This window comes from Pseudomonadota bacterium (assembly GCA_023229365.1).
Lineage (GTDB): Bacteria > Myxococcota_A > Polyangia > JAAYKL01 > JAAYKL01 > JALNZK01.
The window spans coordinates 1-15,438 of record JALNZK010000031.1; the positions used below are offsets into that span (position 1 = coordinate 1).

Sequence of the window (15,438 nt, forward strand, 5' to 3'; positions counted from 1 at the left end):
CAGGCAGGGCGGGGCCCGGGTTCTCGGGATCGTGCTCGGGCGGGCGCCGGTAGGCGCGCTCCGCCTCGGCCATGTTGCCGAGCCGCTCGTCGTAGATCTTGGCGGTCTCCGCGAGCAGCCTCGCGACGAGCCCGACGTTCCCTTCCATCGACGGGATCACGCGGTCGAGCAGCTTGCAGTACTCGAGCTCCATGCCGCACGAAGAGGACAGCCGCCCGAGCTCCGCGAGCACGATCTCGTTGTCCGGCGCCACGGCGAAGGCCTGGGAAAGGGCGGCGAACGCCCCGTCGACGTCGCTCAGGCGCCGCTCCCTCAGATCCGCGACACGCGTGAGCACGTCGATCCGCTCGTCGGCGGAGAGCCCGTCGTCCTCGAGAGAAATCATGAGGACGCGCGTCAACGGCTCGGCGGCCCCCTGGGCTTCGTAGTTCTGCGCGAGGATGGCGGCGGCCCGCTGCCGAAGCGCCGGGTTCTCGAGGAGCCCCTCGATTGCGCGCTGCGCCCGCAGGTGATCCGGATCCTCGGTGATGACCTGCTCGAAGTAGTCGAGCGCGTCGGCAGGCGCGTCGAGGTGCTTCTCGGAGATCTCGCCGAGCCGGAACCGCAGCGACATCGCCTCGGTCCCGGTCGCCGCCGAGAGCCCGCCCATCAGGAGCAGCGCGAGATCCTCGTATCGGCCGGCCTCCTCGTACAACACGGTCAGCGCGCGGATCGCCTCGGCGTTCGCGGCGTCGACGTCCAGCACGGCGCGATACGCCTCGATCGCCTGCGGCACGTCACGCCTGACCTCATCGACGATGAAACAGATCTTGAGCAGCAGCCCGAGCCTGTCCTCGGTCGCACCCGCGCGCAGCGTCTCGCGGTACAGGTGGAGGAGATCATCCCATTTCTCGGACGCCGTGTAGAACTCCTCGAGCGCCTCCGCGGACGCGCGGGCGGTCGGATCCGCCTCAACGACGCGCCTGTGGAACGGCTCCGCCGCCGCGGGCTGGCCGAGCACGTCGCCGTACAGGTGCGCGAGGCGCCTAGAGAGCTCGAGCACACCTGCGTCGTCGAGGGTGCCACCGCCGTAGGCCTCCGAGAGCCGTGCCGCGAGATCGGCCTCCCTGCCGAGCTGCTCGGCGAGCGCCGCCATGCGATCCCAGAGCGCGACGTCCGCCTGGTTCTCGCGGAGCGCTGCGCCGAGGGTGTCGAACGCGAGCGCCTTGTCGCCGAGGCGCTCGGAGTAGACGTCCGCGAGATCCATGTTCAGCGCGAGCCGGCGCGCGGCGTCCTGCGTGTTCTCGATCAGGATCGCGAGCACCCACGCCAAACGGCGCCAGTCCCCGCCGGCGACGAGATGCGGCCTGAGCAGCTCCGCGACCTCGGCCCGGTGGGCCTCGTCGCGCAGGAGGTGCTCGACGCCCGAGATCGCCTCCGGGTCGCCCTGCTTCGTCTCGAGCAGCTCGCGGTACGCGCCGATGGCGCGCGGCTTGTCTCCAATCTCGCGATCGAAGAGCCCGGCGATCCGGAAGCCTAACTCCCGCCACTCGTCGGATCCCAGCTCTTGGAGGTTCCGGTGCCGCTCCAGGATCTGCGCGAGCTCCTCCCACTGCTCCGAGACGTGGAACAGGCGCTCGAGGGCGAGCATGGCGTCCCGATTGTCCGGGGCCGCCTCGAGGACGGCCCTGTACTGTGCGGCGGCGCGGATCGAGTCGTCCATCCCCTCTTCGTAGAGGCGCGCCATCTCGAGCATCAGGTCGCAGCGCGCCCTCTTGTCCGTCGCGAGCTCGATGCGCTGCCGGATGATCTCGATGAGATCGTCCCACCGCGCCGTCGTCCGGAAGATGTGGTCGAGCGCCGCGAGCGCGGACTCGTCGCCCGGGCTCGACGCGAGCACGGCCCGGTACCCCGCGACGGCGCCGTCCACCTCCCCGAGCCGCTCGAGCGAGAGATCGGCGATGTGCCGCTCGAGCGCCACCCGCTCGGGCTGCGGGAACGCGTCCAGCTTGCGCTTGTAGATGGCGACGAGCTCGTCGAACGCCCCGGCGGCCTGCGCGGCGTCCTCGAACGCATCCTTGACCGTGGGCTCGGTCGGGAACTCCTCGAACGCCCGGGCCGCCCAGGTGAACGCGAGCGCGCGGTTGTTCAGCTTGTCCGCCGCGAGCTCTCTGAGCTCGTCCATGCGGAGGATCCGCTCCTCGCGGTCCTTTGCCGCGGCGAGCATGACCTCGAGGACGCCGACCAGCCGGCTCCATTTCTCGGCGCGCCTGTAGATCGGCACGAGCGCCTCGGCCGCCCGCAGGTTCTGCGGATCCGCCGTCAGCACGCGCTCGTAGTGACGCACCGCGCGATCCGGCTGGCCGATCGGAGTGTCGTACAGCTCCGCGCAGCGGAACGAGAGGGCGATCTTGGTCGCGGCGTCGGAGGCGCGATCGGCGGCGATGCCGAGCACCTCGACGAGCCCCTCGTAGTCCTCGGCCTCTCGGTAGAGCTGCTCGAGGGCGTCCCAGTCCAGGGCGGCCTGGTACGCGTCCTTCAGGGCGCGCATCGCCTTGGAGTTGCCCGGCTGCACCGCGAGGATCGCCTTCCAGGCCTCCGCGGCCTTCGCGTGATCCTTCACCCGGTCCTTCCACACCGTGCCGAGCTTCGCGAGGAGCTGGATCTTCTCCTCCGCGTCCTCGACCGCCGCGGTCCGCTTCTCGAGCACCGAGGCGAGCCCCTCCCAGTCCTTGTTCCGCTCGGCGAGCTTCTCGAGGTTCGAGAGCGCTTCCGCCGAGCCCGGGTCCGCGTCGAGCACGCGCCGCCACAGCTCGGCGGAGAGCTGCGGATCCGCGAGCCGCTCGCCCGCGATCTGCGCCATCTCCTTGAGGCACTCGAGGGCCTTCGCGCCGCGGAGCGTCGCGACCTCCTTCTCCATGAGGTCGATGAGCGGTCGCCACGCGCGCCGCTTCTGGTAAACGCCCTTCAGCCCCTCGATGGCCGCGGCGTTCGACGGATCGAGGGCGAGGATCTGCTCGAGCGGCTCGACGGCCCGGTTGAAGTTGTTGAACCGGTCCACCCAGAGCGCCGCGATGCGCTGCAGGATCTCGATCTTCTCGGCCGGGCCCGAGACCGCGTCCGCGCGCTTCCCGAGCACGGCGATGAGGTCGTTCCACCGCCCGCCGGCCTCGTACGCCTTCGTGAGCTCGGCGAGCGCCGTCGCGTCGTCCGGCACGAGGGCGAGGATTTGATCGAAGGTCTTGATGACCATCATCTCGAGGTTGAGGTTGGACTGGTAGATGTCCGCCATCTCCCGAAGCACGGCGACGCGGGCCGCGACGTCCGACTCCGGGACGGCGTCGACCTCGCCCTTGAGCAGGTCCAGCAGGTTGTTCCACTTGCCCGCCTGCCGGTACAGCACCTTGAGCTCCTGCCTCGCCTCGGCGTTCGCCGGCTCCTGGCGCAGCACGTTCTTCCACGCGTCGATCGCCTTCTCGACGTTGCCGCCCTCCGTCCCGGCGAGCTGCGCGATCTCCTTCGTCAGCGCGTCGGCGACCTTCTTGTCGTCCGCGGCGCGCTGGGCGTCGGTGAGGATCTGCAGGAGGCGCGACTTGTCGCCCGTCTCTCCGAGGTACTTGCGGTAGAAGCCGAGCATGCCCGGGTGCGCGGGCGCGTGCTTGCGCAGCCGCCTGAAGTAGGCCTCGGCGTCGTCCATCTTGCCGCGCACGCGCCAGTGGATCATGCCGGCCTGCATGAGCATCGCCATCTCTTCTTCCGGCTTGTTCTGCCCGCGCAGCGCATCCTCGTAAACCGCGACGAGGTGATCCCAGTCCTCCTTCTCCTCGTAGTACTTCACCAGGAACTTGAGCGCCGCGCCGTCGCCGGGGCTCAGGTCGAGCACCTCGGAGTAGCAGAGCGCGGCGGAGTCCATGTCCTCCACCTTGCGGCCGTAGGTGTACCCCGCGGCGAGCAGCATCTGGACGCGCTCCCGTTTCGACTTGCGGCTGTCCGCGAGCTTCATGTACAGCGCCGCGAGATCCGCCCACCGCTCGCGCTCCTTGAGCACGCGCTCGAACAGCCGCGCCGCGCCGAGATGCCCGGGGTCCTCTTCGATCGCGCGCTCGAGCAGGGCGGGGATCTCCTTCCCGCGCTTGTGGTTCTTGTAGGTGCGCTCGGCCGCGCTGTAGAGCATGTGCGCCTTGAGCAGCGGCTCCGTGGTCTCTTCCGCCTGCCGCGTGAAGGTCTCGACGATCTCCTTCCAGTTCGAGCGCTCCGCCTCGATCGCCTCGATGCGGCCGCGCAGCGCCTCGTCTTCGGTTCGCAGCGCGGCAATTCGTCTGAGCAGATCGAGCGCGGCCTTCTGATCGAACAGCTCCTCGTCCTGGATGCGCGCCTGCTCCGCGAGCAGCGCGGCCTCGCGCTCCGGGTCGCCGACGATCGCCGCCTCGAGCTCGAGGATCCTCACGGCGGCCTCGAAACCGCTCGCGGCCGCGAGCCTCTTCCACCCGGCGTCGAGCTCCTCGAGCAGCTCTGCGGCGCAGCCTGCCGCCGCGTCGCCGGTGGCGAGCTCTTCCAATCCGGAAATCGCTTCCTCGGTGTTGGAGTCGTGCTCGAGATTCGAAATCAGGGTTCGGATGCGCTCTTTCATGACTTGATGACCTCGTCCTACCCGCTGCCGGCGAACTGAAGCGGCCGTCTCCGTCCGGTGTCAGCCCACCATGGGGACACCGGAGTCGGAAAACCCCGTCAAACTGCGGAGTTGAAAACGACCATCCGCCCCTTCTTCAAACGTGTGTACGACTTGCGAATATCACCTTAGAAATTTCACTATTCAAAGGCAATCCATGGAAATTTGTACAGCGTGAACACCCATTCAGTATCGCGCCGGCCCCGGCCCGTGCCGTTTTGCGAAACAGCGCGGGCTCCGTTATAGTGGCCGCGGCTCCATGGCAAGCAGCGGTACGGAGAATCGCCGCATCGGGCGCTACGAGCTCCTCGCCGAGATCGGCCGAGGCGGCATGGCGGTCGTCTATCGCGCGCGGGACACCGCGCTCCAGCGCGAAGTGGCGCTCAAGCTCCTCCACCCGCACCTCGCCACCCACCCCGAGGCGAGGAAGCGCTTCGAGCGGGAGGCGCACGCGGTCGCGCGGCTGCACAACCCGTCCATCGTCGAGGTGTACGACTACGCCAACGCGAACGCCGACGAGGTGTACATCGTGATGGAGCTCGTCGAGGGGACGACTCTCCGCGCGTTCCTCGATCAGCGCGGCGGGGAGCCGCTGCTCGCGGAGGCCGCGGCGCTCGTCGCACGCCACGTCTTCGCCGCGCTGGCGATAGCCCACGAGCAGGGCGTCGTGCACCGCGACGTGAAGCCCGAGAACATCCTGATAGGCGCCGGCGGCGCGTTGAAGCTCTCCGACTTCGGGATCGCGCACCTCGTCGGAATCGACCAGATGACCGTCACGGGGCAGATCCTCGGCTCCCCCGCGTACATGTCGCCGGAGCACATCGAGCTCGCCGAGCTCGACGCCCGCGCCGACATCTTCTCGCTCGGCACGCTCATGTACGAGATGTCGGTGGGTTCGATGCCGTTCGCGGGCAAGAACCCGCACCACATCATCAAGAGGATCGTCGAAGGCTACTACGATCACCCGCTGAGCGTGAACCCGGGCGTGGGCCACGGCGTCGCCTCGATCATCGTCCGCTGCATGCAGCTCGATCGCGAGCGGCGGTACTCGTCGGCGGCGGAGGTGGTCAGAGGACTCGACGCGGTGCTCACGGAGATGGGGATCGACCCCGGCCCCGCCGAGCTCGCGGCGTTCCTCGCCGATCCGGACGCGTGGGAGCGGAGCCGGAAGGCGACGGTGGCGGCGAAGACGCTCGCGCTCGGCCACGCCGCGCGGCGCTCGGGCCGGTACCCGATCGCCATGGATCACTACAACCGGGTGCTCTCCCTCGAGCCGGGCAACGAGCGCGCGTTGGACGCGGTCGCCGGCCTTTCCCGGCGGCGCCGGATCCGGCGCTTCCTGGAGCGCGCGGCGCTCTCGCTCGCGGTCGTCGTGGCGACGCTCGCCGTCGTGTGGACGATCGTGATGATCCTGATGAGCGGCGCGGAGGAGAAGGTCGGGAGCGGTGGCGACCGCGCGAGCGGCCGGCACGGGTCCGGGCGCGCGCCGCATCGGACGACCGCCGGCAGGACGGACGCCGGCGCGGCGGGGGGTGATCGCGGCGCCGCGCGAGATGGCGGCACGGCCGGCGACGCGTCCAAGGGAGTGCGCCTCGTCGCGAAGCGCCCCGCCGTGAAGCCCAAGGTGCTTCTTCGCGAGGTCGTCTTCAACCCGTCGCCCATGCGCGTCGACGTCGACATCGACGGCGCCGAGCGGTTCGTCTTCAAGACCACGGATCGTTCGCGGCGCCTCATGGTCGGCCCTCACATCGTCACGTTCATCCCCGAGGACCCGCGCCTCGAGCCGCTCCGCAAGGAGATCAGCGTGCCGGTCGGGGACGGGCCGTTCTCCGTCGGCGCGCGCCTCAAGTGGCGGCCGGCGCACCTCAAGATCGCGAGCAACATCGACGCCCTCGTCGAGGTCGTCGGCCGCACGCCCGGCCGGACCAACGCGTTCTTCGACGTCGCCGTCGAGAGCGGCCCCGAGGAGCGCATCAAGGTCGCGGTGAGCGCGAACGGCTACCTTCCTCGCGCGAGGCAGGTTACAATCGCCGCCGGGGAGGACGTGGAGATCACCATCGATCTCCAGCGGGCGCCGACGGCGCCGTGACCTCTCGGGACCGGGGAGGGCGAGGCGGGATGAAACGGGCGATTGCGGTTGCCGCTGCGGCACTCACGATGCTCGTCGCGGCGCGCGGCGCGGCGGACGAGTTCCAGGACTTCGCGAACGCGAAGAACGCGTACGAGGCGGGCGAGTACGAGACCGCCGTCGCCCGCTTCGAGGAGCTGCGCGCGGCCGCGCCGAAGAACAGGGGACTCGTCGAGGAGCTGCACAAGCTGCTCGGCGTGAGCTACCTGTTCCTCGGGAACACCGTCAAGGCGGAAGAGAATTTCCTCGAGCTGCTCTCGGACGACCCGACCTTCGCGCTGGATCCGCTCGTCTTCCCGATCGACGTCATCGACTTCTTCGCGGAGGTGAAAGGGAGGCACGCGGAGCGCCTGGGCGCGCTCGCGGAGGCGCGGGCGGCCGAAGAGGAGTCGAAGAAGCGCGCGGAGGAGGAGAATCGCCTCTTCGAGATCGAGCGACTGAAACGCAACGTCTATGTCGGCCGCGAGATCGAACGCCGATCGCCGCTCGTCGCCGTGCTGCCCTTCGGCGCGGGCCAGTTCCAGAACGGGCACAAGGTCAAGGGCGGCCTGCTGCTCGGGAGCGAGCTCCTCCTGGCCACCGCGGCGATCACGACCTTCGTCCTGCACGAGCAGCTGCGCGGCGAGGCGGCCAATCCGATCGCCTCGAAGGCGGAGCGGGACCGGTACGAGCGCCTGGAGGCGGGCTACCGGATCTCGAACACCGCGTGCGTCGCCACGCTGGGTGCCGTGATCATCGTCGGCGTGATCGACTCGCTCCTCTATTTCCAGAAGGAGATCGTGACCTGGAACCGGATCGAGGAGCGGGACGTGCCCAAGGAGCTCCGGCGCAAACCGGTCGCCGCGCTCGTCGCCCCGTTCCCCACGAACGGGGGGGTGGGCATCGCCGCAGCGGCGCGGTTCTGAGATCGGCTCGGATTCTTACGGAAAAACTGGAGGTCGGCCTGTCGGGTTACGGAACGGCCGGAGCTTCCGGGGCCGGCTCTTCCGCGGCCGGAGCCTCGGGAACTTCCGGCTCCGGGGTCTCGACGGCCGGCTGATCGGCAGCGGGGACCTCGGTCGCCGGAGGCGTAGCGCCGCCGCAGCCGAAAGCGAAACCGAACAGGGCAACCATCACAATCGCGAGAAACTTCTTCATTGATCGAATCCTCCTTGAAAGAGCGAGCCTCTCCCCGCCCTCGCTTCTTGCCCTAGTCAAAGGGTTTCACCTACCTAGCTCCGCCGGGGGAGCGATGTCAAGTTTCAAAAGCATCAGAACGCGGAGCCTATCGAGAGGTACCACGCGAACCGGTCCTCGTGCGGCCGCTTGTCGAGGTTCAGCCCGAGATCGAACGAGAGCGGGCCGATGGGCGTCATGTACCGCAACCCGAGGCCCGACACCGGGCGAAGCGCCATCTCCTTGAGCAGGTTCTTCCGATCGCGCCACAGGTTCCCCGCCTCGGTGAACACGCCGCCGTAGAACCCCTTGGCGAGCGGGAAGCGGAACTCCGCCCGGGCGAGGAACATCGACTCGCCGCCGCGCTGGTTGAGCAGCGCCGCCGCCGTGTCGTCGTAGTCCCGGATCTCCCTCTTCCACGACTGGTAGATGTCCTCGGGGACGACGGAATCCTCCGGGAAGCCGCGGAGCGTGCTCACGCCGCCCATGTAGAAGTAGCGATCGGCCCAGGTCGATGAGCTGGGATCGAGGTGGAACACGTACCCGACCGACGCCGACAGCGCGAGCACCATCTTCCTGCCGATGATCGGGATGTAGCCGGACAGCGACGCCTCGGCGCGGATCAGGCTCGAGAAGCGGTCGATGTACTGCACCTCGCCGGTCTCGGGATCGACGACGTCCTCGCCGTCCGGTCCCTTGGCCGCCTGCCGGCCGAAGTTCGCGAGCGAGCGCACGTAATCCGCGTTGATCGACGCGAACACGCCCCTGCTCGGGTTGAAGACGTCGTCGCGGAAGTCGAGCGACACCGTGAGCCCGGTGACCGAGAACAGCGACTCGCCCTCGGGGAGCAGCGCCCACTTCTGGAACTGCGGCGACGCCTGGAGCGACGTCGCCCCCCCGTCCGCGCTCGTGATCGGCGGCAGATCGAGGGTCGTCCACTCGATGCCGGTGCGCAGCTCTATCGGGAGCGCCTTCAGGCGGTTCGACGTGGCGCGCAGGTAGCTGCTCGTCCTGTCCGCGCTGAACGCGGGGCTGTTCGTGCGCTCGTTGATCACGTCGAGGCCGAGCCCCAGGATGCCGCCCGTGCCCGGCACGTGGGGCGTGGAGATGCCGGCGAGGAGGTGGCGCTCGAGGCGCTCGACCACGCTGAGCTCGCGGTAGCGGGCCTCGAAGTCCTTGAGCGCCTTGCCGGGGAACAGGAGCCGGTAGTTGGCGCGGGCACGCAGGCGCGCCGAGATGGCGAGGCCGCCGACGTTGCGGTATCCGTACTCGAAGCCCGCGCGCACCCCCTCGACCGTGGCGACGCCGCCGCGCAGCTCGAGGTACTGCGGCTTGCCCTCCCCCACCTGGACCACGACGTTCTTCTCGGCGGACGCGACGTTCGGCGCCGCCATCTGCACGGTCGCGCTGTCGAAGATACCGAGCCCCATGAGCCGCTCCTCCGACTTGCTGAGCTTCGCGGGGGTGATCACGTCGCCCGGCTCGATCGTCAGCCGGTCCAGGATCAGCCGCCGGGAGGTGGCGACGTTGCCGCGCACGAAGATCCGCCGGATCTCGGCGCGCGGCCCCTCGCGGATCGCGATGACCACGTCGGCGGCGGTCCCGTCCTGCGACAGCCGGCTCTCCCAGGTCACGTCGGCGAACACGCGCCCCTTGGCGCCGTACGCGGTCTCGACGTCGCGCGCCGACTCGCGGAGCCGGTACTCGTTGTACGGCTGGCCCGGCGCGAGGCCGGCGAGCGCGACGACGTCCCGCTCGGTGAACAACGACGGATCGTTGCCCTCGACCGCGATCCTGTTCAGCAGCGCCTGCGGCCCCTCCTCCACTCCGATCGCGACGATCAGGAGATCCCGATCCGCGTTCAGGAAGACGCACGGCTTGCCCTCCTCGACCTCGCCCTCCGCGGGGTCCCGGCGCACGTCGAGCGGCGAGTACGTCTCGCCCATGGCGTGCATCGGGCCGCGCGTCGCGAGATCGCAGGTGTCCACGACGCGGGCCTTGAGGAAGCCGCGCTCCCGGTACACGCCGGTGAGATGCTCGACCGCCGCTCGATAGATCTCCGGCACGTACGCGTCCTTCGGCGCGACGGTCGGCGAGAGCGCCCCCCGCGGTCGACCGAGCCCCGCGGGCCGCGGATCGGAGAGGCCGAGGCTGTCGACCGTCCGCGTGTTGATGGGCTGAAACACGCCGGTCCGCGCGTTGGACGAGGCGACGAACGCGACGATCTCCCTCTTCAGCTCCTCGTCCGGGATCCGGGAGTTGCCGCTGATGACGATCGCCGCCACGGTGACCGGCACACCCTCGGTGGCGATGAACGCGATCTCCTGGCGTGCCGCTCCTTCGGCGCACGGCGCGAGCTCGGCGGTCCGCGTACGGCGCCCGGCCTCGTCGTAGCAGAGCCGCTCCGCCCGGACGACCGCGTGCAGGAGGCCGCGCTTCACGAGGTGCGCCGCGATTCTCGACCGGACGATCTCCACGGCCGCGGCGGTCGTGCGCAGGCGGCCCTTCCCGGCCGCGACCTCCACGAGCTCGGCCTCGCGGAACCGCCGGAACTCCTCGAACCGCAGGCGGCTCGGCAGCCCGGCGACGATGTCGATCCGGAGCGCGAAGGCGTGCTCGCTCAGGCGCTTCTCCTCGTAGTCGCCGACCGAGGCGTCGTAGTAGCCGAAGCCGGCGAGCGCATCGACGATGGCGTTGCGCGACTCCTCGACGCGCGCGCGATCGCGGACGGTGCCAGGCCGCAGCTCCGCCTTCTTGAGCACGGTGTCGAGCGGGACTTCCTCGGGCAGGCCGCGGATCGTGATCCGGACGTACCTATCCTTGGGGCCCTCGTCGATATCGATCGACAGCGCGACCTGTCCCGCCACCGAGGTGGTCTCCACGGTCAGCGTGGCCCGCGCCTTGCGGTAGCCGCGATCCGCGTACACCCCGAGGAGCGTGTCCCGCCGGACGGTGAGCGCGTCCGCCGTCGGCTCGATCGTGCCGTCCGGCGTGTAGCCGATCGCCCGCGCGACGTCGTCGTCGCTCATCGCGTCGTTTCCGATCACCTCGAGCGCGTGGACGCGGAGCAGCGCCTCGACGCGGACGACGATCGCCGCGCCGTCCCCCCGCCGCTCGGCGAGAATCTCGACGGCGCGGTACGACCCGGTGGCCCAGAGCCGCCGCACCGCGGTCCGCACGAGCGCCCGGTCGAACGTCGCGCCGAGCGGGATCTCGGCGTCCGCGACGGGATCGAACCCCGAGGGCGCGTCCACCGCGCGCACGTCGACGACCGGAAGTCCGATCAGCTGCTCCTCGACGGGTCCCGCGGCCGGGGCGTACGGGCCCTCCTCCCCCTCGGGCGCGGGCACGGCGCCGAGCAGCTCGACGAGCCCGGCGGCGCCGCCGCGATCCGGCGCCGGCGGCGTCTGCGCCGTGGCGATCGCCGGGGCGAGGAGCGCGAGCGCGATGGTGAGAAGTCGCGACATCGATCAGAACTCCAGCCTGAACCTGAGATCCACGCCCAGGTTGCCGGCCTGGCTCTCGTTGTCGTAGTCGGCAAAGAGCGAGAAGTTGTCGTCGATCTTGTATTCCAGATTGGCCTCGATTTCACGCTCCTTGCCCACGCTCGACGATACCGCGATCCAGACGTCCTCCGTGACCTGCTTGCCCACCGAGATCCGCGTCGTGTCCTTGCCGGCCTTCTCGGAGTACTCGTTGTAGATGCGCACATCGACCGGGATCACGTCGCCGCCGACGTTGCTCACGAGATCGCCGATCGGCGCGATGTCGCTGCCGCCGTACTGCTGCCGCTCGGCCTTCGTCATGCCGGTCAGGAGCAGGAACACGAGATCCTCGTTCGAGAGGTACGGCTGTGACGTGAGCGTGATCTTGTAGTCCTCGACCGTGCCCTCGGCCGTGATCGAGACGCGCCAGTCCCGCACCTGGCCGTCGGCGGTCACGCGGAAGGTCGGGTTGCCCGGCCTGAGCCTGTCCTTCCACACGACCGACGCGTACCGCAGGTCGAACACCTGCCCCTGGAACCGCACCTGTCCCTTGGTGCCGAGCACGCGCCCGAGGAACCCGAACATCTGGTTCGAGCCGACGAGCCGGAGCGGCTCCTCCTCGTCGTCGATGCGCAGCGACGCGTCGACCATGTTGTTGCGCACGACGAGGTTCCGCTTGCCGTGGAGCCGCACGTCGTACTCGAAAACGTCGTTCTTCTCCTCGAGGATCTTCGGTATCCCCGAGCCCGCGCGCGCGCCGGTCAGGCTGTCCACCGAGAGATCGGAGATCTGGATCATGCGCAGATCCTCGGTGTAGCGGAAGTCCGAAACCTCCACGTCGCCGGTCACGTACGGCAGGCCCCTCTTGCCCCGCCGCAGGAGCAGGCCGTCCTTGATCGTCGACGCGCTGAGCTCGAGGTCCTCCATGAGCTGGAGCGAGAGGCGTTCGGCCGTCGCGCGGAAGCGGTAGTCGCGGATCCCGAACCCCTCGAGATCCAGCTGCCCCTCGACGCCGACCCGGCCGCCCGCGAAGCGGCCACCGAAGCCCGTGAACCGGATCGTCTTCGCGTTGAGCGCGATGGCGCCGGTGACGTCCTCGATGGGCGTCGGCAGCCCGCGGATCGTCGCCGAGCCGCCCTCGACCTGCGCCTTGCCGTACAGGCGGGGATCGCCCCACGGACCGCTCGCGGTCCCCTCGAACCGGAGCACGCCGCCGCTGCTCGTCACAGGATCGATGAACGCCGCGAGCGCACCGAGATCGGCGAGGCCGCGGATCTTGAGCTGCATCCTCTCGTACGACGCGCGGCCGGACAGGTCGAACACGAGCTGGTCGCCCCGAAAGCGCGAGCGCCGCAGCCGGAACTGGTCGCGATCCGCGGTGATCACGACGTCCTTCTCGTTGATGAACCGGAAGTCGTTGACGCGGACGCGCACCTCGTTCAGCGACACGCGGCCCGTGAGGCCCGGGACGACGCCGGCCCGCCCCTCCCCGAGCCGCCCCCGCAGGGCGAGCTCGCCCGTGAGGTTGACGCTCATCTTCTGGCCGCCCGTGTCGAGCTCGAGCAGGCGCACCACATCGACGTCGTACGCGAACCCCTCGACCTCGAAGCGGAGCGTCTTGAGATCGAGCGTGCCGTGCTCGAGCGTGAACAGATCGCCGCCGAGGTAGCCGCGGGCGGTGAGCCGCATCCCGTCGACGCCGAGCTCGAGGTGGCTCGTCCCGTAGCGCACGCCCCCGCGCACCGTGTCGTCGACGCGCAGATCGGCGGTGCCCTTCGGCCGGTCGAGCGTGCCGCCGAGCACGATGAACGCCTGGGCGACCCCCTCGACGCCGAGCGCGTGCACCGACTCGTAGTCGATGCTCGAGATCGGGAGCTCGCGGGCCATCCCCATCACGTCGATCGCCCCGTCCGCGGCCACGGCGCCGGTGAGCGAGATCGTGCCGGTCCCCTTCTTGGCGTCGAACCTGTTCACCGTGAGCTGCCCGTCGTCGTAGACGAGCTCGGCGCCTCCGCCGCCGAAGCGCTCGCCGAACAGCTCGAGATCCTCGTGATCGACGCTTGCCTCGAGGCGCAGCCTCTCGGGCCGCTGCGCGTACTCCACGGCCACGCGGCCGAAGATCAGGCCGCGGGGGGCCCCGTAGCGCGCGAGCGGGAGGCCGAAGGAGCGGCCGAGCTCCTCGATCGCGGCCTTCTCCACCTCGATCTTGGCCTGGACCTCGAGGCCGCGGCGCCCGCCGAACGCGACCGAGATCTCGCGGGAGGAGAGCGTCGTGCGCGGGCCGCGCGCGACGAGCCCGTCGAAAGACAGCGTCGGGTACGCGAACCGCACACCCGCCTCGGCGCGTTGGAACGCGACGCCGGCGAACACGACGTCGTCGAACGCCGCGGAGCCGACGATGCGCGGATCGCCGTAGTGGGCGTCCGTGATGGCGGCCGACACGCTGCCGCGCCCGGCGACCTCGAGCCCCGCGATGTGCCCGAGATCGCCGAGATCGAACCTGTCGGAGCGGGCGACGAGCCGCCACCCGCGCTGCAGGCTGAAGTTGAACCCGAGGTCGATGAGCACGCGCGAGCTCCCGAACCGCGCCTCGAGGCCGTCCGCGGTGATCGCCCGCTCGCCGACGTGGAGCGGCCCGACGACGGTCGCCTCGTCGAGGTGCAGGAGCGCCTTCCTCTTCGGGCTCCGGAACCCCTCGGACCAGACCGTGTGATCCTTCACCTCGATCCGGTTCTGGAGATCGAGCGACAGGGGCTTCAGGTGGCCGCGGATCCGGCTCGTGCCGGACATGCGCTGCGTGACCTGCGCGCCCGTCAGCGTCATCGCGGCGAGGAGGTGCCCGAGCTCCACGTCCTCGAAGTCGGCCGTCGCGTCGATGGTCATCCGGTCGTCGAACGCGAGGTTCCCCTCGAGGCGGATCACGCCCTCGGCGGCGCGGATCTCGACCTCGGAGAACGAGACCCCCTGCGGCGAGTACGACACGGCGCCGGTCACGTCCCCGATGACGAACTCGTCGACCTTTCCGGACTTGAGCTCCGCGCGGCCGCGGACGTTCAGCTCGGGCTCTCCCATCGCACCCATGCGCACGGACACCTGGCCGGCGAACCCGACGAGCCCTTGCAGCGCCGGGAGCGGCAGCGGCAGCCGGCCGAGCTCCTCCAGCCGCACCGAGACGTCGAGATCGGAGACGCGCGGGCCGTTCGGCCAAACGGGCACGGGGATGTACGCGTCGCGGGCCTCGAGCTGCGCGCCGCCGATCTTCACGGCGACGTGGCGGACGTCGACGCCGGACTCCGAGAGCGCGACCCGGAACTCGAGCCGCTCGAGCCGCTCGTCCACGGTCGCGTCGCCCTTGCTCCAGCGCGCGCTCGCGCCGGCGACGAGGCCGCGGACCTCGATCGCGTCCGCATCCTCGGCGCCCGTCACGTCGAGGCTGAGCCCCTCCACCACCGCGTGCAGGACGCCGAGCTGCGCGGGATCCTCGACGGTCGCCTCGACGCGCCCGTCGGAGAGCGCGAACACCTCGAACCGCGGGATGGCCGACAGGTCGAGGCGCAAGGGCTCGTCGCCCGGCTTCTTTGCCGCCTCCGACCGCAGCTTTCCGATGGTCGCGGCGTCGAGCTGCACGCGGCAGCGGGGCGCGCCGAGGTAGACCTCCTCGACGACGAACGAGCCGCCCACGAGCGCGAGCACGTCCGGCGCGAGCTCCGCCTCCTCGATCGTGCACGAGACGCGGCCCTCGGCGTCCTGCGCCGTGATGCCGCGCAACGTCAGCCGCGGCGGGAGGACGCCGACGTCGATCTTGCTGAACGCGATGACGAACCCGGTCTGCTCCTGAACGGCCTCGCGCACGACCGCCGAGATGCGGCGCGAGCCGGGCTCGGAGGTCGCGTACAGGAGCACCGCCGTGGCGAGGAGCCCGATGATCGCCAGGGCGACGAACACGATCTTGCCGATGCGCTTAAGCACGACCACCTTCCGGAAGATGGACGAACCTCTCGGCTATGGAGATCGCACACACC

Annotated in this window: 6 protein-coding genes; 2 read left to right on the top strand and 4 right to left on the bottom strand. The window is 69.9% G+C overall.

Going from position 1 to position 15,438, the window contains the following annotated elements; translation table 11 throughout:
* Positions 1-4,609, bottom strand: a 4,609-nt coding sequence (locus M0R80_14540) for a hypothetical protein (GenBank protein MCK9460853.1), incomplete at its 3' end; no start/stop codon positions are given.
* A 298-nt stretch (positions 4,610-4,907) separates the two neighbouring features.
* Here M0R80_14540 and M0R80_14545 point away from each other — a divergent pair.
* Together M0R80_14545 and M0R80_14550 are read left to right on the top strand one after the other, a co-directional pair.
* A complete protein-coding gene (locus tag M0R80_14545) occupies positions 4,908-6,737 on the top strand; it encodes a serine/threonine protein kinase (GenBank protein ID MCK9460854.1) in 1,830 nt (609 codons plus the stop codon).
* 29 nt (positions 6,738-6,766) lie between these two features.
* On the top strand, positions 6,767-7,681 hold the full coding sequence (locus M0R80_14550; GenBank protein MCK9460855.1) for a hypothetical protein: 915 nt from the start codon (positions 6,767-6,769) through the stop codon (positions 7,679-7,681).
* 46 nt (positions 7,682-7,727) lie between these two features.
* On the opposite strand, the gene M0R80_14555 is transcribed toward M0R80_14550, so the two are convergent.
* From M0R80_14555 to M0R80_14565, 3 genes are all read right to left on the bottom strand, one after another.
* Entirely contained in the window at positions 7,728-7,913 is a 186-nt protein-coding gene (locus M0R80_14555) for a hypothetical protein (protein MCK9460856.1), read from the bottom strand.
* A gap of 113 nt (positions 7,914-8,026) precedes the next feature.
* The gene (locus M0R80_14560; GenBank protein ID MCK9460857.1) at positions 8,027-11,398 is read right to left on the bottom strand and encodes a BamA/TamA family outer membrane protein; all 3,372 of its coding nucleotides are present in this window, start codon (positions 11,396-11,398) and stop codon (positions 8,027-8,029) included.
* A gap of 3 nt (positions 11,399-11,401) precedes the next feature.
* The gene (locus M0R80_14565) at positions 11,402-15,385 is read right to left on the bottom strand and encodes a translocation/assembly module TamB (protein MCK9460858.1); all 3,984 of its coding nucleotides are present in this window, start codon (positions 15,383-15,385) and stop codon (positions 11,402-11,404) included.
* Positions 15,386-15,438 lie beyond the last annotated feature (53 nt).